Genomic DNA, 23,059 nt, shown 5'->3' with positions numbered 1-23,059 from the left:
GGAACGGTAGGAACGGCGGGAGCGGTGGAGGGATGGTGTCGAGGCGCCGGTTCAGGGCCGGATCGGGGCCGAGGCGGAGCCGGGTCGGTGCTGGTACGGGGCTGGTACGGGGGGTGGCGCGGGACGGCATGGAGGGTGCCGAGGGCAAGGTCGGAGGAGGGGTTTCCGGCCACAGGTCTGCGAGACTCTACTACGCCCTCACCACTCGTTCGAGGGGCGAACCGGTCCACCGACCGGTCTCGTCCCGCACACGTCAGAAACCGGCCTCCCCCTCCCCCGCTTCGCGTCCGGAATGTCCGCCCGTGCCCGGAAATGCGGGATTGACACGAGGCCCCCGCACCCTCGGCGGTTCCTCCTCCGCACCTCCCCGGGGACGACACCACCGGAGGAGGCCGGTGCCGATCTCGTCGTGTCACCGCCACAACCCTGGGCAGTGACAGGGTGATCCGATAGTTTCGGCCCACCCCGTACTACCGGCACCGAACTGGGGAGGACTGTGCGCGAGTTCACCACCCCCGCCCCGGCCGTGCCCGAGGCCTCCGGAGGACTCGCCGACTCCCTCTACGACACCGCCGGGCGCACCCCCGACCTGGTCCAACTGTCCCGGCGGACCGAGGACGGGCAGTGGCAGGACGTCACCGCCCGGGAGTTCCGGGACCAGGTGCTCGCCCTGGCCAAGGGTCTGCTCACCCACGGCGTGCGCTACGGCGACCGGGTCGCCCTGATGTCCCGCACCCGCTACGAGTGGACGCTGTTCGACTACGCACTCTGGTCGATCGGCGCGATCACCGTGCCGGTCTACCCCACCGCCTCCCCCGAACAGGTGCGCTGGATCCTCGCCGAGACCCAGGCGGTGGCCTGCCTGGTCGAGGACGAGGACGCCGCGATGACCGTCGGCGCGGTCTGCGACGCGCTGCCCGACCTCACCGGCATCTGGCAACTGGACCGCGACTGCGTCGCCGCGATCACCGAGGACGGCCTCGGCGTGCCGGACTCCCTGGTGCACCGCCAGCGCCTCGGCGTCGCCGCCGGGAACATCGCCACGGTCGTCTACACCTCGGGCACCACCGGCCGCCCCAAGGGCTGCCTGATCACCCACGCCAACCTGGCCGCCGAGGCGGACGCCCTGCTCGCCGGCTGGGGGGACGTCCTGCGCGACACCGGCGGCGGCCGCCCCGCCACCCTGCTGTTCCTGCCGCTCGCGCACGTCTACGGGCGGGCCGTGCAGATCGCGGCGATCCGCGGCGGCTTCCGGATCGGGCACATCCCCGAGGTCTCCACCGACGCGCTGCTGCCCGCGCTGGAGACCTTCCGCCCGACCTTCCTGCACGCCGTCCCGTACGTCTTCGAGAAGATCTTCCAGCAGGCCCGGCGGGCCGCCGAGGACGCCGGGCGCGGCGAACTCTTCGAGCAGGCCCGGCAGGTGGCCGTCGACTGGGCCGCCGCCCGGGAGCAGAAGGCCTTCGGCCGCGGTCCCGGACCGGGCGCGGCCCTGCGGCTGCGCCACCTCGCGTACGAGCGGACCGTCTACCCGAGGCTGCGGGCGGTGCTCGGCGGCCGGGTGCGCAGCGTGATGTGCGGCGGCTCCACGCTCCGGCGCGAGCTGGGCCTGTTCTTCACCGGCGCCGGCCTCCAGCTGTACGAGGGCTACGGGCTGACCGAGACCACCGCCGCGATCACCGCCAACCCGGCCGGCCGGCAGAAGCTCGGCACGGTCGGACAGCCGGTGCCGGGGGCCTCGGTGGCGATCGCCGACGACGGCGAGGTGTGGGTGCGCGGCGGCTCGGTCTTCGGCGGCTACCTCAACCATCCGCGGTGCACCGCCGAGTCCCTGGTCGACGGGTGGTTCGCGACCGGCGACCTGGGCCGGCTGGACGAGGACGGCTACCTCAGCATCACCGGCCGCAAGAAGGACCTGATCGTCACCAGCAGCGGCAAGAACCTGGCCCCGGCGGCCCTGGAGGAACGGGTCGAGGCGCACCCGCTGGTCTCCCAGTGCCTGGTGGTGGGCGACGACCGCCCGTACGTGGCCGCACTGATCACGCTCGACCCGGCCGCCCTGGCGCACTGGCTGAAGACCCACGGGCGGGAGCAGGCGGACCCGTGGACGGTGCTCGCGGACGAGGAGCTGCACGTGGAGGTCCAGCGTGCGGTGGCGGCCGCGAACACGGCCGTCTCGCGGGCCGAGTCGATCCGCGCGTTCCGGCTGCTGCCACGGGAGTTCAGCCAGGAGCAGGGGCTGCTGACGCCCTCGCTCAAGCTGCGGCGGGCGGCGATCGCCGAGCACTACGCGACGGACATCGAGGAGTTGTACCTGCCCTGAACCGGGGCTGTCCGTCTGGTCCTTGACGTACCGTCTTGTCCCTTGTGCCACAGGCGTGATGACCGCGCAGCGGCGAATTGGTTCATCCGCCGTTCCCTTGACGGCCTTATTGGTCTAGTCCATTGTTGCGACGATCCAGAGTTCCACGGTCCGATTCCGCTCACGCCCTCCCCACGGGCGTACCCCCACCTGCTGGAGTCCTCACGTGTCGATGTCCACACGCCTGTCCGCGCGCCCGTCCACACGCCTGTCCGCGCTGGCCGCCTCGGTCGCCCTGCTCACCGGCCTCGCCGCACCGGCGGCCTCGGCCGACGCCGCCCCGGCCGGCGGTCCGAGCGCCCAGGCCGCACCGACCGTCAACCTCGCCACCAACCCCGGCTTCGAACTGCCCTCCCCCGACCTCGCCGACTGGGGCAGCATCCCCGGCTGGAGCTGCACCGGCGGACCGGCCGAAGCGGCCGTCACCGCCAACGCCCCGCACACCGGCGCCTCCGCGCTGACCGTCACCCCCGCGAACGCCGACTCCACCGGGGAGTGCGCGCAGACCGTCGCGGTCCAGCCCAACACCACCTACACGGCCTCCGCCTGGGTGCGCGGCAACTTCGTCTACCTGGGCGCCACCGGCACCGGCAAGGACGTCGCACCCGCCTGGACGGAGACCACCGGCGGCGGCTGGCAGCGACTGAGCACCCGGTTCACCACCGGCCCGAACGCGCGCAGCATCCGGCTGTACGTCCACGGCTGGTACCAGCAGGGCCCGTTCTCCGTGGACGACGTCCGGGTGGACGGCCCCGCGCCCGCCCCGGCCGTCGCCGCCGGCTCCGTCCCCACCAACGACAAGGTCGTCTTCTTCACCGTGGACGACGGCTGGCAGCGCACCCCCGAGGCGGAACGCTTCATCGCCGACCACCGGCTGCCGATCACCGCCTTCCCGCTGCCGATGCCGGCCGCCACCGACCCGGGCTTCTTCCGGCGGGTCACCGCCGTACCCGGCTCCTCGGTCCAGGACCACAGCGTCTCCCACACCGACCTCAGCACGCTCCCGCTGGAACGGCAGCAGGTCGAGATCTGCGACGCCCGTGACTCCATGACCCGCATCTTCGGCACCACGCCGACGTTCTTCCGCCCGCCGTACTTCACCTGGAACGCCGACACCCTGCAGGCCGCCGCCAACTGCGGCATCCGCACCGTGCTCACCGCCGACGCGGACTTCAGCTGGGGCGCCGCCAACATCTGGCACCCGGGCCTGCTGCAGCCGGGCGACGTCGTCCTGATGCACTGGACCGACACCCTCGCCTCCGACCTCCAGCGCGCCCTCGCCGCCGCCGACGCCGCCGGGCTCAAGCCGGCCGGCCTGGTCGACTACCTCCGCTGACGGGCACCCGTCCGGGCCTGACGGACGCGTCGCCGCCTCCGAGGGGGGCGGCGGCGCGTCGCCGTTCGCTCGGGCGCTCCCGCGCTCCGGCGCTCAGCCGCTCCGGCGCTCAGCCGCCGAAGACGTCTCCCGTCCATCCGGTCAGGCGCGCTTCGAAGTCGGCCGCGGAGGTGATGTCCTGGGCCGGGATCGCACCGCCCGACTCGTGCTCCCCCGCCGTGACCAGCTTCTCCTCCCAGCCGGCGGCCAGGTAGGACACGTCCGCCCAGCCCCCGCGGAAGAGCACCACCTCCAGTACCGCACCGGTCAGCGGGTCTGCCAGCCGCAGGCCGACCGAGTCCGGATCGACGACCCGGGCACGGTCCGTCTCCAGCGGCTGCGGCCACGGGGCGAGCCGATCACGCCAGGTGAGCGGACCCACCGTCAGCCGGGCCGCACGCCACCCCGGGGCCCGGGCGGCGATCCGCGCGGCGGCGTCGTCGAGGTCCACCACACGTTCCACGGCAGCTTCCGGTTCCTCTCCGGCGGCGATCGTTCTCGTTGACAGCGCGTCCGCGGCCTGGCTCTAATGGGGGCGTGCAGCGCGGCGTCGGCCACAGAGTAGTGGGCCGGCCGACAGCCGAGCGAGCACCTTTCCGAAGGGACGATGCGCGATGAGCACTCTCTCCGCTTCCCTGATCTGACGCCGGGCGGTCACCGCGCTGCCCGCGTGCGCGAACCGTGCCCCGTGACGGACGTCAACGGACGCGCGACCAGCCGTATCACCGGTTCCGGCACTCGGCACTCGGCACAGCAGGTGACCGCGACTTCCCCTTTCCTCTCTGGAGATCCACCACACACGCATGCCCATGTCCTTCAACCAGAACGTCATCGAGGAGTTCCGCGCCAACGGCGGGCGGGTCCGCGGCCCGTTCGAGGGCGGCGACCTGCTGTTGCTGACCACCACCGGGGCACGCTCCGGGCGGCCGCACACCGTGCCGCTCGGGTACGTCCGGGCGGAGGGGCTGCTCCTGGTCGTCGCCTCGGCCGCCGGGGCACCGGAACACCCCCAGTGGTACCGCAACCTCCTCGCCCACCCGGTGGTCCGGGTCGAGATCGGCGCCGAGGCCTTCGACAGCGCAGGATCCGGCGTCGAGGCCTTCGACACCGTCGCCGTGCCCGCCGAAGGCGACCGCCGGGAACGGCTGTTCGCCGCCGTCGTCCGGCAGGCTCCGGGCTACGGCGACTACCAGGCGCACACCGACCGGGAGTTGCCGGTCGTCGTCCTGGAACGACCCGAGCCGCCCTCCGACAGTCCCGCCCCGGTGGTGCGCAGCCTCGCCGACAAGCTGCTGGAGGCGCACACCTGGCTGCGCGCACAGCTGCGCCACGTACGGGAGGAAGCGCACGCCCACATCCCGGGCCGACCGGCCCCGCTCGGGCTGCAGCTGCGCCAGCACTGCCTGGCCTTCTGCGACGGGCTGACGCACCACCACACCGGCGAGGACACCGCCGTGTTCCCCGCCCTCGCGCGCAGCCACCCGGAGCTGGCCGACGTCCTGGCACGGCTCGACGAGCAGCACCGGGCCATCGGGCGGATCAAGGAGGAATTGGTGGCCCTGCTGGCCGGGATCGCGGTCACCGAGCCGGAGCGGCTCCGTACGGAGCTGGACCGGATGTCCGCCGAACTGGAGGCGCACCTCGACTTCGAGGAGGCGGAACTCCTGCCGGTCCTCGCCGGCATCCCCTTCCCGCCGACCGGACCGGCCCAGGGCAGGCCCGCGCCGAACGGATCGGTGCCGAACGGCCGCTGAAACGGCGGTGCCGCCGCCCCCTCCCGAAACGTGGGAGGGGGCGGCGGCACCGGCATGCCCCATGACGGGACGGTGCCCGTCGGAGCCCGTCCGTGACGACGGTCCGCCAAAACGGTTCGCTACTGCGGTCCGCCACGACGACCACTGCGGGCCGATCCGGCTCCTACGGCCCTTACGGCCTACCGTCCTCAGGAGGCCGAGAACACCGGCAGGTAGCCGCCGGACTGGCCGGCCGCCTTCGGGTGGTAGCTCTCGTCGACCGGCAGGGTGGCGCTGTTCAGCCAGGTGGTCAGCGAGCCGCAGATCTCGTGCTCGGTGAAGACGTTGCGGACGTCGCCGAAGGCGAAGCCGGCGTTGGCGGCCCGCTTGGCGAGGACGCCGTCCAGGGTGTCGGCGGCACTGTTGATGGCGGCGCGCGCCGTGTCGCCGATGCCGAAGATGCAGCTGCCGCCGATCTTGTAGATGTGCGGGTAGCCCATCACCACGACGTGGGCGTTGGGGGACTTCGACTTGATCGCCGAGTACACCTTGTCCAGCTGGCCGGGAAGGGTGGTGGTGGCGTAGTTCTTGGCGGTGTTGACGGCGTTGACGCAGTCGGACTCCGAACCGAGGACACAGGTCTGCATGGTGTCGGCGAAACCGGCGTCGTTGCCGCCGACCGAGATGCTGACCAGCGTGGTGCTGGCGTCCAGGGCGGAGATCTGGCTGTTGAGGATGTCACCGGTCTTGGCGCCCGAACAGGCCACGAACTTGAAGGAGGACGGCGCGTGCGCGTTCTTCCAGAGGTACGCGTACGCGTTGGTGCTGCGCTTGCAGCTGCCGCTGTCGCTCAGGTAGCTGCCGGCACCGACGCCGGAGGAGTACGAGTCCCCGAGGGCCACGTAGTTGACACCGGCGGCGTTCGCGGACGACGCGGCGAAGAGCGTCGTCATGGTGAGGCCTGCCGCTACGGCGGCGATGGACAGGGCACGGGCAGGGCGGATCATCGCATCTCCAGTGGGGTGGCGTGGCGAGGGTCACAGAAGTGATACCAGGCGGTAGCCAAACCCGGAAGCGGTCATGCCAAGGATATTGACGGGCCGTCCGACAGCCCGGAGATGAATTGCCGCCGACAATCCGGGATTTCGCCCAGGTCAGCGGGGGTACGCGGTGACGCGCGTAGCGCAGCGCGCGTAGACCGGCAACTTGCGGAAGTTCTGTGCACGGTAAGCGGGGGGCCGCCGCCCGGCTACCGCCGAGTCAGATTCGAAGCGGGTGCCGAGGGATGCAGGGGGGGCTGACGGAACACCTCAAGGCACGTCAGAAGGTGGGCGAAACAGGGCATCGGCGGAACTGGTGAAAATTCACCGGTGAGCCTGATCGGACCCGTGCGGCTGATCGGACGCGTGCGGCTGACGGTTGACGTCCGCCATGACCGCGCCTGCCGCGCCTTCCGTACGTGCCGCGCGATGTGGCAGCGCGTCAAGGCAGCGCGTCAAGGCAGCACGGCGGGACACCACGCCAGGGCGGCGCATCAGAGCACCCCGCCGGGAGGTCGCGCAGGAGTACGGCGACGCGCGTGGTCAGCCGTGCACGCCGGGGCGGCCACCACCGAGGTGCACGGCACCCGGGTAGACGGCGCCCGGGGAGACCGTGCAGCCCTCGACCGGCAGCTCCTCGATCGCCTCGTTCGCGGCCGCGGGCACGCCGAGCCAGCGCGCCGCGGTGGCGACCGCCACCCGGGCCTGGCGCAGCCCGGGCGCGCCCCAGCCGAGCAGCTCGACGGCGAGGCCCGGCGCGACCAGCAGCCGCCGGTAGTGCCGCCCCGAGGCCGGGTCGGCCACGCTCGGGCCGACCGCCCGCAGCGCCGCCGCCATCCGGACCCGCGCGCACTCGTGCCCGCCGTTCGCCGAACCGACCCGGTCGTAGAGGTAGCCGAGGTAGTACGGCCGGCCGATCACGGCCTGCGCCTCCTCGGCGGCCTCCCGGGCCAGGGCGGCCGCCGGATCACCGCCGTCCTCCGGCTCCAGCGACCCGCCGGGCAGCGAGCAGATCCCGTCCCTGGGGTTCACCAGCGTCAGCACCCGCCCGTCCGGTGCGAACAGCCACCCCCAGGACTGCTTGACCGGCAGCCCCTCCGGCACCTGCTCGCCCGGCCGCCACGGCCAGCCCGCGGTGGGACGCCGCCGCACCTTCCCGAGCAGTTCGGCGATCTCCGCGCTGTACTCGATCGGGCTCATGCTCTCGCCCCGCGGCGCTCGGCGGGGGTGCTCGCCCCTGCGCACCCCCTGGCACCGAGCTCGCTCCGCTCGCTCATCCGTCCCCCTCTCGCTGTCGGGCTTCGCCGGACCGGCGGTGCGCGGGGAGGACCTGCAGGGCGCGGTACGGAGCGGCCGGAGCGGCGGCGTGGGGCACCGCACGCTCCTGCTGTTGATCTTCTCCGAATCTTCCCCGAACAGGCGGTCGATGAACAGTCCCCAGCGCCGCATGGTGGACGCGGAGGCGGCGAACGCGGTGAACGCGGAGGCGGCGAGCCCCCCGATCACCCCAGCGGCCCACCCCCTTCCCCGACACCCCGGAAGCCGGGCAGCGGGAACCCGGGCCGAGGGTCCACCCCGGGCGGGAACGGCATCCCACGCGCGGCGTCGTCGGCCAGCTCGTCGAACACCTCGTGCGCCGTCATCGGCCGCAGCCGCCCGCCGGTCAACGCCCAGCCGAGCACCGGCGGCCGGAGCCCGGCGTCGTCGGCCGGGGAGGCCGGACCCCTGGCCGGGGCGGACCGGCCGTCGGCCTGACCGGCGGCCCGGACACCCGCCGACGGATCGCCGTGCAGCAGCAACGCCCCCTCCCCGCCCAGGGCGACGCCCGCCGCGAGCGTGACGCAGAACGCCTCGGCGTCCCGCCCGGCCGGGTGCAGCCGCCCCTCCTCCACGCAGACGTCCACCGCCGAGGTGAGCTCCTCGCCGTCCTCCGGGCCGTGGCAGCGCAGCGTCAGCAGGTGACACCCCTCCCCCGCGCCCTCGGCGAGGGCCAGGTAGACGGACGTCACGTACCGCATCACGGCCGCCATCCGGAACTGCCCGTCCGGGTCCTCGCCGACGGCGTCCAGCAGGGCCGCGCAGGCCACGGACATCCGCACCCGCGCCCGGTGGTCGTCCAGCAGCACCGGGAGCAGCTCGGCCAGCCGCTCCCCCGCGTAGACGAACGGCTCCCCCGCCAGCTCGGGATCGCCCGCGTAGGCGACCCGGGCGGCGGGCATCCGGGGATCGAGGCCGAGCGCCTCGCAGTAGTCCTCGAAGTCGCCCGCCTCCAGGACCCGCAGGTGCACCTCCAGCCCCTGCCGGTGCAGGGCCGTGAGCTGCTCCTCCGCCCGCCGCAGGTAGGCCTGGTGCCCGAGCCCGCCGAACAGCCCGTACCGCGCCAGCCCGGCGAAGTCCCCGGCGTCGACGGCCAGGGCCACCGCCACCGGCTGGGGCGGCGGCGCGCCCCGGACCCGCCCGCCGAGCCCGACCGCCCGCGCACCGTCCCCTCCCGCACGGGCCCCCGGCGGCCGGCCGCCCCCGGGCGGCGCCGCCCCGCCGGGCCCGGCGGCCGACACCCCGCCGACACCGCCGCCCGGCCTCCGCCCGGCCATCACCAGCACCCGCCGCCGCCCCCGCGACGGACGCCCCGCCGCAGCGCCCAGCGCCTCGCACACCGACTCCCGCACGACAGTCATGGGTCCTCCTTCTCGCTCGCCCGACTCCGGACCTCGTCGGCCGCCCCGACCGGGGGTGGCCGACGCCGAGGAACATACACAGAGCCACTGACAATTCACCCCAAGTAATCGAACAAGCTCAGCGCCACCCTCCCCGGCACCGCACGGCACCCGCGGCCCGCCGTCCCCCGGGACCCCCGGGACTCCCGGGGTGTGTGGTTTCCACTGGGCCGGGCGGGATTGTCAGTGCTGCGCGTTAGGGTCGGGGACCATGCGACTGCTGCATACCTCCGACTGGCATCTCGGGCGCTCGTTCCACCGGGAGAGCCTGCACGACGCCCAGCGCGCCTTCCTGGACCACCTGGTGGAAGTGGTCCGGTCCGAGGGCGTGGACGCCGTGCTGGTCGCGGGGGACGTGTACGACCGGGCGCTGCCCGGGCTGGAAGCGGTCGCGCTGTTCGACGACGTGCTGCACCGGCTGGCGGACCTCGGGGTGCCGACGGTCTTCATCAGCGGCAACCACGACTCGGCCCGCCGCCTCGGCGTCGGGGCGGGGCTGATCGGGCGGGCCGGCATCCACCTGCGGACCGACCCGGGCGACTGCGCCGAGCCCGTCCTGCTGGCGGACGTACACGGCCCGGTGGCGGTGTACGGGCTCCCCTACCTGGAGCCGACACTGGTCCGCGAGCGGTTCGGGCTGGCGAAGGGCGGGCACGCCGCGGTGCTCGGCGCCGCGATGGACCAGGTCCGGGCGGATCTCGCGGCGCGCCCGTCCGGCACCCGGGCGGTGGTGCTGGCGCACGCCTTCGTCACCGGCGGCGCGCCGAGCGACAGCGAACGGGACATCGCGGTCGGCGGCGTCGCCTCCGTACCCGCGTCGGTCTTCGACGGGGTGCACTACGCGGCGCTCGGCCACCTGCACGGCTGCCAGACGCTCGCCCCGCACCTGCGCTACAGCGGCTCCCCGCTCGCCTACTCCTTCTCCGAGGTGAAGCAGCGCAAGACCATGTGGCTGGTCGACCTGGCCGCCGACGGCTCGGTGACGGCCGAGCGCGTCCCCTGCCCCGAGCCGCGCCGGCTGGCGACGCTGCGCGGCACCCTCGACGCGCTGCTCACCGAGGAGGGGTACGCCGAGCACGAGCAGTCCTGGGTGCAGGCCACGCTCACCGACGCGGCCCGGCCGAGCGAGCCGATGGAGCGGTTGCGCCGCCGCTTCCCGCACACCCTCCAGCTGCTGTTCGACCCCGAGCGGAGCGAGGCCGAGCCCTCGCAGTCGTACGCGGCGCGGGTCAGCGGCCGCGGGGACCTGGAGATCGCGGAGGGCTTCCTGCGGCACGTCCGCCCCGGTGCCGAGCCGGAGCCGGACGAGCTCGGCTGGCTGCGCGAGGGCTTCGAGCACGTCCGGGAGACCACCGACCGGAAGGCGGACCTGCCCCGATGAGGCTGCACAAGCTCACCGTCACCGCTTTCGGCCCGTTCGCGGGCAGCGAGACGGTGGACTTCGACGCGCTCGCCGCCGGCGGGCTGTTCCTGCTGCGCGGCGCCACGGGCGCGGGCAAGACCAGCGTGCTGGACGCGGTCTGCTTCGCCCTGTACGGCGAGACGCCGGGCGCGCGCCGGGCCAACCGGCTGCGCAGCGACCACGCCGACCCGAAGCGGCTGACCTCGGTGGAGCTGGAGCTGACCCTCGGCGGGCGGCGGCTCCAGGTCACCCGGCTGCCGGAGCAGCGCCGGCCGAAGAAGGTCGGCACCGGCACCACCGTGGAGCGGGCGCAGACCCTGCTGCGCGAGTGGGTCGCCGACACGGGCGACGGCACGCCCGGCTGGCGGGGGCTCAGCAAGTCGCACCAGGAGGCCGGGGAGGAGATCCACCGGCTGGTCGGCATGAACCGGGAGCAGTTCTGCCAGGTGGTGCTGCTGCCGCAGGGCGACTTCGCCCGCTTCCTCAAGGCCGACTCGGAGGAGCGCGGCAAGCTGCTGCGGCGGCTGTTCGACACCGAGCGGTTCCAGTACGTGGAGGCCTGGCTGGCCGAGCAGCGGCGCGGCCAGGAGGCCGCCGTCCAGGCCGGCCGGCGGCGGCTGCGGGACCTCGCCAGCAAGGCCGAGCAGGCGGCCGGTCCGGACGCCGAGCCCGCCGCGGGCTGGGTGCCGGCCGAGGACGACGCCGCCGGTCTGGCCGCCGGGGTGCTGGGCTGGGCGGCGGTCCTGCGCAGCGGCGCGGCCGAGCAGCTCGCCGTCGCCGAGGCCGCGCTCGCGGGCGCCGGGGCGGCCCAGCGCGCCGCCCAGGAGCGGCGCGAGGCCGCCGAGGAGCTGGCCGGCCGCCAGCGCCGGCACCGGGAGGCAGTGGGCCTGGCCGAGCGGCTGGCCGGCTTCGAGCCCGCCGCGGCCGCGGACCGGCAGCGGCTGGCCGCCGCGCAGGAGGCCGTCGGGGTGGAGTCGGCGCTGCGGCTGCGGGAGAGCGCGGCCGAGGCCCTCGGTCGCGCCCGGCTGGCGGAGCGCCGGCACCGCGAGGCGCTGGCCGGCTCCGGTGGCGAGGGCCGGGAGCTCGCCGGGGCGGACACCACCGGGCTGGCCGAGGCCGAGCTGCGGCTGCGGGCCGAGGTGGTCCGGCTGGAGGCGGCCAGGGCGGAGGAGCGGCGCTGCGCCGAACTCACCCGCGAGCAGCGCTCCCTGACGGAGGACCGGCGAGCCGCCGAGGAGCTGGCCGAGGAGGCCGAGGACTGGCTCGCCGAGTTCGAGGACGGGCTGGCCCGTCTGGAGCAGCAGCACACCGAGGCCCGGTCGGCGACCTCCCGGGTCGAGCAACTGGACGGGCAGCGGGCCGAGTTGACCGTCCGCCTGGGCGCGGCCCGGGAGCGCGACGGCCTGCGCGCCGAGATCGCCGCGGCGGAGCCCCGGGTGGCCGCTCTGCGCACCGCCGCGCTGGACGCCCGCGAGCACAGCCTGGACCTGCGGGACCGCCGGCTCAGCGGCATGGCCGCCGAGCTGGCCGAGCAGCTGCGGGCGGGCCAGGCCTGCCGGGTCTGCGGCTCACCCGAGCACCCGGCGCCCGCCGAGGCCGCGCCCGGCAGCCGGGTCGGCGCCGAGGACGAGGAGCGGGCGCGCCGGGCGCAGGCCGCCGCCGAGCAGGTCTGGACGGAGGCCGACCAGGCGCTCACCGCGCTGCGGGTGCGCGAGGCCACCGCGTCCGGCGCGGCCGGGCCGGACGGTACGGAGGCGCTCGCGCAGGCCCTCGCCGGGCTGGAGCGCGAGCACCGCGAGGCGCGGCACGCGGCGGAGGCGCTCGGCCGGGTCGAGCAGGAGATCGCCCGGCTGTCGCAGGACCGTGCCCGCCGGGTCGACGAGCTGCACGAGGCCAAGGAGCGCGCGGCCGTCCTCTCCGACCGGCTGCTGGCGCTCGACACCGAGCAGCGGGCGCTGACCGCCCGGGTGGCGGCCGCCCGGGGCGAGGCGGCCTCGGTCGCCGACCGGGCCACGGCCCTCACCCGACTCACCGAGGCGGTCGCCGCGGCTGCGGTCGCCGCCCGGGCGTACGCGGAGGCGGCGGCCCGGCTCGGCGAGGCCGAGGAGGAGCTGGGCAAGGCCGCCACCGCGGCGGGCTTCCCGGACGCCGCGGCGGCGCTGGCGGTGCTGCTGCCGCGCGAGGAGCGCGAGCGGCTGGAGGCCCGGCTGGAGCGGCACCGCGCGGAGACCGCCGCCGTCCGCCGCGAGCTGGCGCTGCCGGAGCTGGCCGAGGCCGCGGTCCGTCCGCCGGTGGACCTGCCCGCCGTGGCGGCCGCGCTCGGCACCGCGACCGACCGGCTCGGCCGGGCGCACGCCGCCCACGCGGCCGCCCGAGAGCGCTGCGGGGCGCTGGCCGCGATCGGGCGGCAGCTGACCGGGCTCGCCGCCGAACTGGCCCCGGCGCTGGACAGGTACGGGCGGATCAACCGGCTCGCCGCGCTCGCGGCCGGCACCTCGGCCGACAACCGGCTGCGGATGCGCCTGGAGTCGTACGTCCTGGCGGCCCGGCTGGAGCAGGTCGCGGCGGCGGCCAGCGACCGGCTGGTCCGGATGTCCGGCGGGCGCTACACCCTGGTGCACAGCGACGACCGGGGCACCGGGACCAAGCGCTCGGGCCTGGCCCTGCGGGTGGTCGACGCCTGGACGGGCACCGAGCGGGACACCGCGACCCTCTCCGGCGGCGAGAGCTTCTTCGCCTCGCTCTCCCTCGCCCTGGGCCTGGCCGACGTGGTCACCGACGAGGCGGGCGGCATGCCGCTGGACACCCTCTTCATCGACGAGGGCTTCGGCACCCTCGACGAGCACGCCCTGGAGGAGGTCATGGACGTCCTGGACGGACTGCGCGAGCGGGACCGCGCGGTCGGCATCGTCAGCCACGTCGCCGACCTGCGCAGCCGCATCCCCGCCCAGTTGCTGGTCCGCAAGGGGCGGCACGGCTCGACCCTGGCGCTGGCCGGGCGGGAGGACGCGTAGGGCCTGAACCTCCGGACCCGGGTTCGGAGGTTCAGCCCGAGCAGGCGATCCGCTGCGCCTGCTGCCAGGCGCACACCGGGCAGAGGGTGCTGCCCGGCTGGTCGGCGGGCAGTTCGGTCGGCTCGCCGCACAGGACGCAGTCGGCGCGCGGCCCGGCCGCCCGCGGGTCGTGCCGCAGCGCCGCCTCCGCTCCGCCGTCGGGCGCGAGTTCGCAGACGCCCGCTTCCTGGTTCGTACCGGTGTCACTCATACCGACTTCCTACTCCGCGCCGCCGCCCTGCCGCAACACGCCGCAGGTGACCGGGCCGCCGCCCGCCCCTCTCTCCCTCCGCCCCGCCTCGCCAGCAGCGAACAGATTTCAGAAAACGTTCGCTGAAAGCTGTCGGCTGAACTCTGTTCGCTGACGTTCGTTCGCTGACGTTCGTTCGCTGAAACCTGTCCGCTGGAACCTGTCCGCTGAAGCCCGCCAGAGGTACGACCCCGCCCCGCCGACGGCCCCCTCCCACCCGGCGGTTACCGTGGCCGGCATGCCCACCGACCTGCACCGACGCCTGCTCGCCGCCCGCGCCACCACCCCGTCGTACCCCGAGGTGGGTGCCACCCGGGACGGGGGCGGGCGGCTCCCGGACGGCTACGCCCACCTGCGGCGGCGGGTCCACCTGGGGCACGGGCCGGAGGTGCTGGAGCGGGCCGGGCGCTACGTGCTCGGCTGGGGCAGCCAGTTGGGCACCGGCTTCGCGGTGCACCCGGCCGGCCCGGCCCGGGAGGGCGGGACGGTGCTGCTGCGGCTGAACCTGCCGGGGAGCCGGTGGCCCCGGCTGGTGATCCCCTGCCGGGTGGTGTGGACGGTGGAGGAGCCGGACCGGATCGGCTTCGGGTACGGCACCCTCCCCGGGCACCCGGAGTGCGGCGAGGAGGCGTTCCTGGTGTCGATGGACGCAGGCGGCGAGGTGTGGTTCGAGGTCACCGCGTTCTCCCGGCTGTCCGCCTGGTACGCCAGGCTCGGCCGGCCGGTGGCCCTGCTCTGCCAGCACCTGGCGATCGAGCGCTACCTCGCCGCGGTGGCCGCGCACGTCCGCTGAGCCACTGGGTCCGCCGAGGCCACCCGCGGGACCGTCACCCGCGGGACCGCCGCCCGCCGGAGCGCCCGCCGTTCCCGCGCGTCAGCCGAGGAAGGACAGCCGGACGGTCCGGCGCGGGTTGTCCCCGTTGGTGTCGACCAGGACCACCGACTGCCAGACGCCGAGGGCCAGTTGACCGCCGAGCACCGGCAGGGTCGCGTGCGGGGCGACCAGTCCGGGCACCACGTGGTCCCGGCCGTGGCCCGGGCTGCCGTGCCGGTGGCGCCAGCGGTCGTCGGCCGGGAGCAGGTCGCGCAGGGTGGCGAGGAAGTCGTCGTCACTGCCCGAACCGGTCTCCAGTACCGCGATCCCCGCGGTGGCGTGCGGGACGAAGATGTTGAGCAGGCCGTCGCGCCCGGTGGCCCGTTCGTCGAGGAACTCGACGCAGCGGTCGGTGATGTCGAGCGCGACCTCGCGGGAGCCGGTGGTGATCTCGAAGGTGCTGCTCTGGAAGGTGGTGGTCGGGAACGAGCCGGTCTGGGTGGAGTGGTTGTTGTCCGCCATGGCGCCATCCTGTCCCAGGTCAGCGGGCCGGGCGTACTCCCTCGCCGTCTGGCCGTGCCGGGCGGGCAAACTCGCATAGGCTGAAAGGTTCAGACCACATCACCCCGGACGGCCGCGACGCTCCCCCGGGCACCGCCCGGACGCCGTCCGGACACACTGAAGACCCGGCGGACCGGACGGTCCACCGGGTCGGTTCCGACCGGGCGGCGGGGAGGGACCCGTGCCGCACCGGTCGGACTAGCCGCGCCCGCCGAAAAGGCTCCGCCGCAGCCGACGCAGCGGCGTCAGCAGCGAGATCCTGGTGTGGCGACGACGGGTCGTCGGGGCCTCGGCGCCGCGCGGCGTGAGCTCCCTTATCAACCCGAGCGCCTCGGCGGTGTCCACCGCCGGGAGTGCGGGCGCGCCGAGCACGGCCAGGTGTCGGTCGATCCGGCGGCCGGTCGTGCCGACACCGCACTGGATCGCCGGCACGCGGGGCCGAGTCCGCACTTGCATGTGTTCCATCAGTTTTTCCCACCCCTACGAGGCGCCAGGGCCGTGAGGCGAAGACTATCCGTGAAGGACGGCCTTCGCGCAACCGTCCTTGGTGTTGTGCCACCGTATCGTGCGGCGTCAACTGACGAAGCACCAGGGGCCGCCCGGCCGGTCACGACTAGGCATCAATGATGGTGCACGACCGGCCATCCGTCACCAGGGCGGGCGGGCGCGAGTGCGGCAACCCTGCGCATGACGCGCGCCCGGCGCACAGCGGCGCCCCGGCGGCACCCCGCCCACGCACCGCCGGCACCGACCGCCCGCACCGACCGCTCCCCGCCCGCGTCTCCCTATTAAGGGGACAGCCGCCACATCGACAAAGCGATCACCGACCGGCCCATCGGGCACGGCCCGCCCGGGCATGACCGCCCGAGCGCGGACCCCGATGACGCCGTGACCGACCGACTTCAGGAAGTGAACACATTCGAGGGATTGACTCCCGCCGAACCTCCAAGCAATATCGGATGCACACGCCAGTGCCCGCACCGCACTCAAGCGTGTGTTCGAGTGATGAAGAACTCCGGCTCCCGCGAGCCACTGCCCGGCCGCCTCGACGCTGCGGTGGCCAGGCTCGCGCGGTGCCCGGACCGGCGGTCGGCCGTCGAGGGTCGGCCGGATCGCCACCTGACTGCCGGTGCCGCCCCGCGAGGGGCCCGGCACCGGCGGTTCCGGGTCCGCCACGGACGGCTTGTCCGCCACGGACGGCTTTCACGGACACCCTTCCCGGACACCCCACAGCCCCCGCCACAGCCGCGCCGCCGCCACCGCCGCCCAGGCCCCCCAAGGGCCGCAGGGCCCCGGAAGGCCCGCACCGGACGTCCGCGCAGGTCGCGCCCGGTGGATCGGTACACTCGGCCAGCGTGTCCCTCCTCCTCAGCATCGTGCTCCCGGTCCACGGCGTGGAGCGGTACCTCCCGCGCTGCCTCGACTCGATCCTCGGCGACGTCCCCGCCGCCGAGACCCGTTTCGAGGTGATCGCGGTCGACGACCTCTCCCCCGACGGCTCCGGCGCGATCCTGGACGCCTACGCGGCCCGCGACAGCCGGCTGCGGGTGCTGCACCTCACCGAGAACCAGGGCCTCGGCGGCGCCCGCACCGCCGCCCTGCCGCAGGCCCGCGGCGAGTACGTCTGGTTCGTGGACAGCGACGACTGGGCGCCCGAGGGGACGGTCGGCACGCTGCTGGACGAGCTGGCGCGGGAGCGTCTCCGGGAGACCCCCGCCGACGTGCTGCTCACCGGCTTCACCCACGTCTACCCGGACGGCGGGACGGAGCCCAACCCCTGGCGCCACGTGCTGGCCGACTCCCCGCTGGTCGAGGGCTGCACCCTGGCCGAGCACCCGGCGCTGTTCCAGACCGTGATGTCGGTGTGGAACAAGCTGTTCCGCCGCGCGTTCCTGGACGGCCTCGGCGTCTCCTTCGGCCGCGGCTACTACGAGGACATCTCGGTCACCTACCCGGCGCTGCTGGCCGCCGAGCGGCTGCGCTACCTGGACCGCCCCTGCTACTTCTACCGGCGCGGCCGGGACGGTGCGATCACCGCCACCGCCTCCCCCAAGCACGCCGACGTGTTCGCCCAGTACGACGCGATCTTCGCGTTCCTGGACCGCCCGGACCGCCCCGGCCGGCCCGTCCCGGACTCGCTGCGCACCCTCGTCTTCGACCGGACCGTCCGCCAGGCCCTGAACGTCTACGACACCCCCGGGCTGGTCCCCACCGACCTGCGCAAGGACTTCTTCCAGCGGATCGCCCGGCACTTCGACCGCCACCGCCCGGCCAGCTACCGCTTCCCCGGCGGGGTGCGCGGCGTGCAGTACCGGCTGGCCGCCCGCGGCGCCCGGATCGCGTACGCCGAGCTGCGCCGCACCGGTCGACTGCCGCGCGAACTCAAGCGCGGGGCACGGGCGGTGGCGCCCGCGGTGAAGAAGGGGATGCGCAGCGGCGCCCGGTTCACCGCGTACAACGCGTTCCGCCGGCTGCCGCTGGACCAGCACCTCGCGGTCTACGCCGCCTACTGGCACCGGGGTTACGCGTGCAGCCCGGCGGCGATCTACGAGAAGGCGAAGGAACTCGCCCCGCGGGTGCGGGGCGTGTGGGTGGTGGAGAACCGCGCCCAGGCCGCCACGCTGCCGCCCGGGGTGCCGTACGTGATCGTCAACACCCCCGCCTACCTCAGGGCGATGGCGACCGCCAAGTACTTCGTCAACAACGTCAACTTCCCCCGCACCATGACGAAGCGGGCGGGCACGGTGCACGTCCAGACCCAGCACGGCACCCCGCTCAAGGCGATGGGCATGGACCTGCGCGACCATCCGGCGGCGGCCGAGGGGATGGACTTCGACCTGCTCCAGGAGGCCGTCGACCGCTGGGACTTCCTGGTCTCCCCCAACCCGCACACCAGCGGGCACTTCGCCCGCGCCTTCCCCGGCCGGTACGAGATGCTGGACACCGGCTACCCGCGCAACGACCGGCTGGCGAACGCCACTTCGGACGAGGTCCGGGCGATGCGCGAGCTGCTCGGGCTGCGGCCGGACACCCGGGCGGTGCTGTACGCGCCGACCCACCGCGGCAGCAAGGGCGGCTACGTGCCGCTGCTGGACGTGGCGGAGCTGGCCCGGCGGCTGGGCCCGGACTTCACGCTGCTGGTGCGCACCCACTACTTCCACGCGGACGGCCCGGGCGACCTGACGGCGGCCGGTGCGGAGTCGGCGCGGATCGTGGACGTCTCGGCGCACCCGACCGTCGAGGACCTCTACCTCGCGGCGGACGTGCTGGTGACGGACTACTCGTCGATGATGTTCGACTACGCGGTGCTGGACCGGCCGGTGGTGGTCTTCGCCCCGGACTGGGAGGAGTACCAGCGGGAACGCGGCGTCTACTTCGACCTGTTCGCGGAGCCGCCGGGCGCGGTCACGGTGGACGCGGACGGGCTGGCGCGGGCGCTACTGGCGGGCGACCCCGAGCCGGCGGCGCGGGCCGACTTCCGGGCGAAGTTCTGCGTCTGGGACGACGGCGGGGCCGCGGAGCGGGTGGTGCGCCGGGTGTTCCCGGTGGAGAAGGAGAAGTAGGAGGAGCGGCGCGGGAGCGTCCGCGGGACCTCCGGACGGGGCCGGCGCCGCCGGTACGGCGACCGGCCCCGTCGGCACGGGCTCAGCGCCGGCGGGCGGCCAGGAACTCCTCGAAGGTCAGGACGCCGTCGTGGTTGGTGTCCATGCTGTGGATCAGCGCCTCGGCCATCGAGATGGTGACGTCGTGGTCGCCCATCTCGTTGGCGGCCAGAGCGTACTCGGCCGGGGTGATCTTGCCGTCGCCGTCCTTGTCGAAGCGGTCGAAAAAGGCCTTGATCGCCTCGGTGGTCTCCATGGTGCCCTCCTGGGTACTGCGGGGTGTCGCTCGGTTCGGACGGCCGTACCCTACCCGGCCGTGGTGTTCGCCACGGTCGCCGGGAGTGGACGCGCGCCGGGGTCGGTGTCGTAGTCTGCGGATCTGATTGCAGGCCCGGGCTCCTCCCGGGCGATCGTTCGTCCAGGGAGGGAATCGTGCTCGACCTCGCCACCAAGTTGGTGCTGAAACCGGTCTCGCGGGGGATCTGGCGGCCGGTCATCGAGGGAATCGGGAACGTGCCGCGCAAGGGCGGGGTGATCCTGGCCAGCAACCACCTGTCCTTCATCGACAGCGTGGTGATCCCACTGACCGCCCCGCGCCGGGTCCACTTCCTCGCCAAGGCCGAGTACTTCACCGGCAGCGGGCTCAAGGGCCGGCTCTCCAAGGGCTTCTTCGAGGCCATCGGCGCCGTGCCGGTCGAGCGCGGCACCTACCGTTCCGCTCAGGCCTCGCTGGAGTCGGCGCTGGAGATCCTGGAGGACGGCAAGGCCTTCGGCATCTACCCCGAGGGCACCCGCTCCCTGGACGGCCGGCTCTACCGGGGCAAGACGGGCGTCGCCTGGCTCGCGCTGACCGCGGGCGTGCCGGTGGTGCCGGTTGCGCTGGAGGGTCCGGAGCAGATCCTGCCGGTGGGCAAGCGGCTGCCGCGGCTGAAGAAGGTGACGGTCCGCTTCGGCGAGCCGCTGCACTTCGACGAGCTGCACGGGCAGGCCCGCTCGCTGAAGGCCCGTCGGCAGGTGACCGACGAGGTGATGGCGGCCATCCAGCGGCTCTCCGGCCAGGAGGTCGCGGAGAGCTACAACGAGGTCCCGAAGGCGGCCTGACCGCCGGCCCGTCCCGGACGCACGCGCTCGCACGCCGGCCCGTCCCGCGCACCCGAGCGCGGCGTCCGCCCCGTCGGCCCGACTCGACACGAACCCGGGCGCGCCCGCCCCGTCACACGTGCCCGAGTGCGGCCGGTTCGGGCTGCCGGGCGGCCTCCGGCACCTCCCGGCGCAGCAGCGCCGCGTACCGTCCGTCCAGCGCCACCAGCTCCTCGTGGGTGCCGAGTTCGACCACCTCGCCGTGGTCCAGGACGGCGATCTGGTCGGCGGCGCGGACGGTGGAGAGCCGGTGCGCGATGGTGATGGTGGTGCGGCCGGCGGCCAGGGTGTCCACGGCCTGCTGGACGGCGTGCTCGGTGCGGTTGTCGAGCGCGCTGGTGGCCTCGTCGAGGATGAGCACCGGCGGGTTGCGCAGGATCGTCCGGGCGAGTGCGAGGCGCTGCTTCTCGCCGCCGGAGAAGCGGTAGCCACGCTCGCCGACCAGGGTGTCGTAGCCGTCCGGGAGGGCGGCGATGGTGTCGTGGACCTGTGCGGCCCGGGCGGCCTCGACCAGTTCGGCGTCGCTGGCGCCGGGCTTGGCGAAGCGCAGGTTCTCGGCGACCGAGGCGTGGAAGAGGTAGGTCTCCTGGGAGACCACGCCGACCGCGCGGGCCAGGGTGTCGAAGGACAGTTCGCGCACGTCCACGCCGTCCAGGGTGACGCTTCCGCCGGTGACGTCGTACAGCCGCGGGACGAGGTAGCTGAGGGTGGTCTTGCCCGAGCCGGTCTCGCCGACCACGGCCAGCGAGCTCCCGGCCGGGACGATGAGGTCGACGCCGGCCAGGGTGGGGCGCTCCTGCGCCGGGTCGTAGCGGAAGTCGACGTCCTTGAAGCGGACCTCGCCGCGGATGTCGGTCAGGGTGACCGGGTCGGCCGGCTCGTCGATCTCCACCGGCAGGTCGAGGTACTCGAAGATGCGCTGGAAGAGGGCGAGCGAGGTCTGCACGTCCACGCCGGTGGAGAGCAGGCTGACGGTGGGCCGGAAGAGGCCCTGCTGGAGGGTGACGAAGGCGACCAGGGTGCCGACCGAGACGATCGGCGCACCGGCGGCGGAGGTCAGCCCGGCCGCCCAGTAGATCAGCGCGGGCATCGCGGCCATCACGATCTGGATGGTGTTCATCCGCCAGCGCCCGGCCATGCTGGCCCGCACCTCCAGGTCGGCGAGCTGGTCGGACTGCCCGGTGAACTCCCGGGCGAGCGAGCCGGAGCGGCCCATGGTGCGGCCGAGCAGGATGCCGCTGACCGAGAGCGACTCCTGGACCGCCGAGCTCATCGCGGCCAGCTGCTTCTGCCGCTCGGTGGTGATCTTCTTGCGCTCCTGCCCGACCCTGCGGCTGATCCAGACGAACAGCGGGAGCAGCAGCAGCGAGACGACGGTCAGCCGCCAGTCGAGGGCGACCATGGCGACGACGGAGGCGACCACGGCGGTCAGGTTGGAGACCAGGCTGGTCGCGGTGGAGGTCACCGTGGACTGCATGCCGCCGATGTCGTTGGCGATCCGGGACTGCACCTCGCCGGTGCGGGTGCGGGTGAAGAAGGCCAGCGACTGCCGCTGGAGGTGGCCGTAGACGGCGGTGCGCAGGTCGTGCATCACGCGCTGGCCGACGGTGGTGGAGATCAGCGTCTGGAGCACGTTGAAGATGCTGTTCACCACGGCGGTCAGGATCATCCCGAGCGCGAGCAGGCTGAGCAGCCCGGTGCGGCCCTGCGGGATGGCGGTGTCCAGGACGGCCCTGAGCAGGAAGGGCGAGACGACCGAGACCACGGCCGAGGCGGCGACCAGCAGCCCGACGACGGCCAGGCGGGCCCGGTACGGGCGGAAGAGCGCGAGGATGCGGCGCCACTCGGCCGGTGGGCGGGGTTCGCCCTCGGCGCGCTCGGGCGGGGTCCAGTCGATGGCGGTGGGCCTCAAGGACGGGCCTCCCTGGGTGGGGCGGTCGGGTGCGGGGCAATATAGCGAGGATAGCTCATAGTTAGATAAGCTAATAGTGACTGTTGCCCTATTCCTCGTCCGTACAGGCTCCGCGGAGCGCCCGTACGATCCCCGCGGAGCGCGCGTACGGGCCCCGCAGAGCCGCCCGACCGCCCCGACCGCCCCGGGCCTCAGTTGGTCCGGTAGGTGCGCGCCGCCTTCGAGGAGACCCCGCCGAGCTTGCCGGAGGGCAGCATCCGGGCGATGGCCACCGCGACCTTGTACCGCTTGCCCGGCACGGACACGGCCCGGCCGCGCGCCAGGTCGCGCATCGCCTCGTCCACCACCCGCTCGGCGGACAGCCAGGACCAGGACGGGATGTTCCCGGTGCCCATGCCGGCCCGCTGGTGGAACTCGGTCCGGGTGAAGCCCGGGCAGAGCGCCATCATCCGCACGCCCGTACCGCCGAGGTCGCGCAGCACGCCCTGGGTGAAACTGACCACCCAGGCCTTGCTCGCGCCGTACGTGCCGCGCGGCAGGAAGGCCGCCACCGAGGCCACATTGACGATCGCACCGCGGCCGCGCTCCCGCATTCCGGGCAGGGCGGCCGTGGTCAGCCGCAGGATCGCCTCGATGTGCACCTTCAGCATGGCCAGCTCGTCCTGGAGCGGGACGGTCCCGAAGGCGCCCTTGTTGCCGAAGCCCGCGTTGTTGACCAGGAGGTCCACCGGGCGGGCGGGGTCGGCGAGTCGGGCCTCGACGGCGCCGATGCCCTCGTCGGTCGCGAGGTCGGCGGTCAGCACCTCCGTCTCGATGCCGTACCTGCCGTGCAGGTCGGCGGCGGCGCGCTCCAGGCGCTCGGTGTCCCGGGCCACCAGGACGAGCTGGTAGCCGCTGCGGGCGAGCCGTCGCGCAAAGGCGGCTCCGATGCCGGCGGTCGCGCCGGTGATCAAGGCTGTGGTCATGCCCCAGACCGTACCGACTCGCCGCTTCCGGACCCACACCGAGGGCGATTTCCCAGCTCAGAGAGTTGCGGATGCAGCCCCCGGGAGGTGCTCGTACTGTCGAACGGGGGCATCGTCCGACCGGGCGGTGAAA

Annotated in this window: 18 protein-coding genes; 8 read left to right on the top strand and 10 right to left on the bottom strand. The window is 74.1% G+C overall.

What is annotated here, in order from left to right:
* Nucleotides 1–496 precede the first annotated feature (496 nt).
* Both ACFCY1_RS04080 and ACFCY1_RS04075 read left to right on the top strand, forming a co-directional pair.
* The gene (locus ACFCY1_RS04080; RefSeq protein WP_375873420.1) at nt 497–2,323 is read left to right on the top strand and encodes an AMP-dependent synthetase/ligase; all 1,827 of its coding nucleotides are present in this window, start codon (nt 497–499) and stop codon (nt 2,321–2,323) included.
* Between the two features lie 211 nt (nt 2,324–2,534).
* Nucleotides 2,535–3,698, top strand: a complete 1,164-nt coding sequence (locus ACFCY1_RS04075; RefSeq protein WP_375873498.1) for a polysaccharide deacetylase family protein — start codon at nt 2,535–2,537, stop codon at nt 3,696–3,698.
* 109 nt (nt 3,699–3,807) lie between these two features.
* Here ACFCY1_RS04075 and ACFCY1_RS04070 read toward each other — a convergent pair whose 3' ends face one another.
* Nucleotides 3,808–4,200 (bottom strand): hypothetical protein, encoded by a 393-nt coding sequence (locus ACFCY1_RS04070; RefSeq protein WP_375873419.1) that lies wholly within the window; start codon nt 4,198–4,200, stop codon nt 3,808–3,810.
* A 340-nt stretch (nt 4,201–4,540) separates the two neighbouring features.
* Here ACFCY1_RS04070 and ACFCY1_RS04065 point away from each other — a divergent pair, with 340 nt between their 5' ends.
* A complete protein-coding gene (locus tag ACFCY1_RS04065; protein WP_375873418.1) occupies nt 4,541–5,491 on the top strand; it encodes a nitroreductase/quinone reductase family protein in 951 nt (316 codons plus the stop codon).
* 188 nt (nt 5,492–5,679) lie between these two features.
* Here ACFCY1_RS04065 and ACFCY1_RS04060 read toward each other — a convergent pair whose 3' ends face one another.
* The 3 genes from ACFCY1_RS04060 to ACFCY1_RS04050 all read right to left on the bottom strand — a co-directional run bounded on the left by ACFCY1_RS04060 (nt 5,680) and on the right by ACFCY1_RS04050 (nt 9,188).
* Nucleotides 5,680–6,477: an SGNH/GDSL hydrolase family protein gene (locus ACFCY1_RS04060; RefSeq protein ID WP_074004280.1), complete on the bottom strand. Its 798-nt coding sequence runs from the start codon at nt 6,475–6,477 to the stop codon at nt 5,680–5,682.
* A 576-nt stretch (nt 6,478–7,053) separates the two neighbouring features.
* Nucleotides 7,054–7,710, bottom strand: a complete 657-nt coding sequence (locus ACFCY1_RS04055; RefSeq protein WP_375873417.1) for an NUDIX domain-containing protein — start codon at nt 7,708–7,710, stop codon at nt 7,054–7,056.
* 302 nt (nt 7,711–8,012) lie between these two features.
* Entirely contained in the window at nt 8,013–9,188 is a 1,176-nt protein-coding gene (locus ACFCY1_RS04050) for a hypothetical protein (RefSeq protein ID WP_375873416.1), read from the bottom strand.
* Between the two features lie 250 nt (nt 9,189–9,438).
* Between ACFCY1_RS04050 and ACFCY1_RS04045 the strand changes: the two genes are divergently transcribed.
* A complete protein-coding gene (locus ACFCY1_RS04045) occupies nt 9,439–10,608 on the top strand; it encodes an exonuclease SbcCD subunit D (protein WP_375873415.1) in 1,170 nt (389 codons plus the stop codon).
* Nucleotides 10,605–13,643 carry an AAA family ATPase gene (locus ACFCY1_RS04040; RefSeq protein WP_375873414.1) on the top strand — a complete coding sequence of 1,013 codons (3,039 nt, stop codon included), beginning with the start codon at nt 10,605–10,607 and terminating at the stop codon, nt 13,641–13,643. Before ACFCY1_RS04045 ends, ACFCY1_RS04040 begins: the two co-directional genes overlap by 4 nt.
* A 31-nt stretch (nt 13,644–13,674) precedes the next feature.
* On the opposite strand, the gene ACFCY1_RS04035 is transcribed toward ACFCY1_RS04040, so the two are convergent.
* Nucleotides 13,675–13,893 (bottom strand): hypothetical protein, encoded by a 219-nt coding sequence (locus tag ACFCY1_RS04035; protein WP_049650622.1) that lies wholly within the window; start codon nt 13,891–13,893, stop codon nt 13,675–13,677.
* Between the two features lie 277 nt (nt 13,894–14,170).
* On the opposite strand from ACFCY1_RS04035, the gene ACFCY1_RS04030 reads away from it, so the two are divergent.
* The gene (locus ACFCY1_RS04030; RefSeq protein WP_074004436.1) at nt 14,171–14,725 is read left to right on the top strand and encodes a DUF1990 family protein; all 555 of its coding nucleotides are present in this window, start codon (nt 14,171–14,173) and stop codon (nt 14,723–14,725) included.
* A gap of 81 nt (nt 14,726–14,806) precedes the next feature.
* On the opposite strand, the gene ACFCY1_RS04025 is transcribed toward ACFCY1_RS04030, so the two are convergent.
* Nucleotides 14,807–15,268: a YjbQ family protein gene (locus ACFCY1_RS04025; protein ID WP_049650624.1), complete on the bottom strand. Its 462-nt coding sequence runs from the start codon at nt 15,266–15,268 to the stop codon at nt 14,807–14,809.
* Between the two features lie 237 nt (nt 15,269–15,505).
* A complete protein-coding gene (locus ACFCY1_RS04020) occupies nt 15,506–15,772 on the bottom strand; it encodes a hypothetical protein (protein ID WP_049650625.1) in 267 nt (88 codons plus the stop codon).
* 890 nt (nt 15,773–16,662) lie between these two features.
* On the opposite strand from ACFCY1_RS04020, the gene ACFCY1_RS04015 reads away from it, so the two are divergent.
* Entirely contained in the window at nt 16,663–18,870 is a 2,208-nt protein-coding gene (locus tag ACFCY1_RS04015; RefSeq protein WP_375873413.1) for a CDP-glycerol glycerophosphotransferase family protein, read from the top strand.
* An 82-nt stretch (nt 18,871–18,952) separates the two neighbouring features.
* Here ACFCY1_RS04015 and ACFCY1_RS04010 read toward each other — a convergent pair whose 3' ends face one another.
* Nucleotides 18,953–19,165, bottom strand: a complete 213-nt coding sequence (locus tag ACFCY1_RS04010) for an EF-hand domain-containing protein (RefSeq protein WP_049650627.1) — start codon at nt 19,163–19,165, stop codon at nt 18,953–18,955.
* A 176-nt stretch (nt 19,166–19,341) separates the two neighbouring features.
* Between ACFCY1_RS04010 and ACFCY1_RS04005 the strand changes: the two genes are divergently transcribed.
* Entirely contained in the window at nt 19,342–20,010 is a 669-nt protein-coding gene (locus ACFCY1_RS04005) for a 1-acyl-sn-glycerol-3-phosphate acyltransferase (RefSeq protein WP_074004273.1), read from the top strand.
* Between the two features lie 112 nt (nt 20,011–20,122).
* Here ACFCY1_RS04005 and ACFCY1_RS04000 read toward each other — a convergent pair whose 3' ends face one another.
* Together ACFCY1_RS04000 and ACFCY1_RS03995 are read right to left on the bottom strand one after the other, a co-directional pair.
* Nucleotides 20,123–21,961: an ABC transporter ATP-binding protein gene (locus ACFCY1_RS04000; RefSeq protein WP_375873412.1), complete on the bottom strand. Its 1,839-nt coding sequence runs from the start codon at nt 21,959–21,961 to the stop codon at nt 20,123–20,125.
* A gap of 191 nt (nt 21,962–22,152) precedes the next feature.
* Nucleotides 22,153–22,926: an SDR family oxidoreductase gene (locus ACFCY1_RS03995; protein WP_074004271.1), complete on the bottom strand. Its 774-nt coding sequence runs from the start codon at nt 22,924–22,926 to the stop codon at nt 22,153–22,155.
* Nucleotides 22,927–23,059 lie beyond the last annotated feature (133 nt).

This window comes from Kitasatospora sp. NPDC056273 (assembly GCF_042268845.1).
GTDB lineage: Bacteria > Actinomycetota > Actinomycetes > Streptomycetales > Streptomycetaceae > Kitasatospora.
This window is presented reverse-complemented; position numbering and strand designations above follow the sequence as displayed.

Coding starts and splice junctions, on each gene's coding strand:
- ACFCY1_RS04075 (WP_375873498.1), top strand. CDS start 2,535: ATGTCCACACGCCTGTCCGCGCGCCCGTCCACACGCCTGTCCGCGCTG.
- ACFCY1_RS04065 (WP_375873418.1), top strand. CDS start 4,541: ATGCCCATGTCCTTCAACCAGAACGTCATCGAGGAGTTCCGCGCCAAC.
- ACFCY1_RS04060 (WP_074004280.1), bottom strand. CDS start 6,477: ATGATCCGCCCTGCCCGTGCCCTGTCCATCGCCGCCGTAGCGGCAGGC.
- ACFCY1_RS04055 (WP_375873417.1), bottom strand. CDS start 7,710: ATGAGCCCGATCGAGTACAGCGCGGAGATCGCCGAACTGCTCGGGAAG.
- ACFCY1_RS04050 (WP_375873416.1), bottom strand. CDS start 9,188: ATGACTGTCGTGCGGGAGTCGGTGTGCGAGGCGCTGGGCGCTGCGGCG.
- ACFCY1_RS04045 (WP_375873415.1), top strand. CDS start 9,439: ATGCGACTGCTGCATACCTCCGACTGGCATCTCGGGCGCTCGTTCCAC.
- ACFCY1_RS04040 (WP_375873414.1), top strand. CDS start 10,605: ATGAGGCTGCACAAGCTCACCGTCACCGCTTTCGGCCCGTTCGCGGGC.
- ACFCY1_RS04035 (WP_049650622.1), bottom strand. CDS start 13,893: ATGAGTGACACCGGTACGAACCAGGAAGCGGGCGTCTGCGAACTCGCG.
- ACFCY1_RS04030 (WP_074004436.1), top strand. CDS start 14,171: ATGCCCACCGACCTGCACCGACGCCTGCTCGCCGCCCGCGCCACCACC.
- ACFCY1_RS04025 (WP_049650624.1), bottom strand. CDS start 15,268: ATGGCGGACAACAACCACTCCACCCAGACCGGCTCGTTCCCGACCACC.
- ACFCY1_RS04020 (WP_049650625.1), bottom strand. CDS start 15,772: ATGGAACACATGCAAGTGCGGACTCGGCCCCGCGTGCCGGCGATCCAG.
- ACFCY1_RS04010 (WP_049650627.1), bottom strand. CDS start 19,165: ATGGAGACCACCGAGGCGATCAAGGCCTTTTTCGACCGCTTCGACAAG.
- ACFCY1_RS03995 (WP_074004271.1), bottom strand. CDS start 22,926: ATGACCACAGCCTTGATCACCGGCGCGACCGCCGGCATCGGAGCCGCC.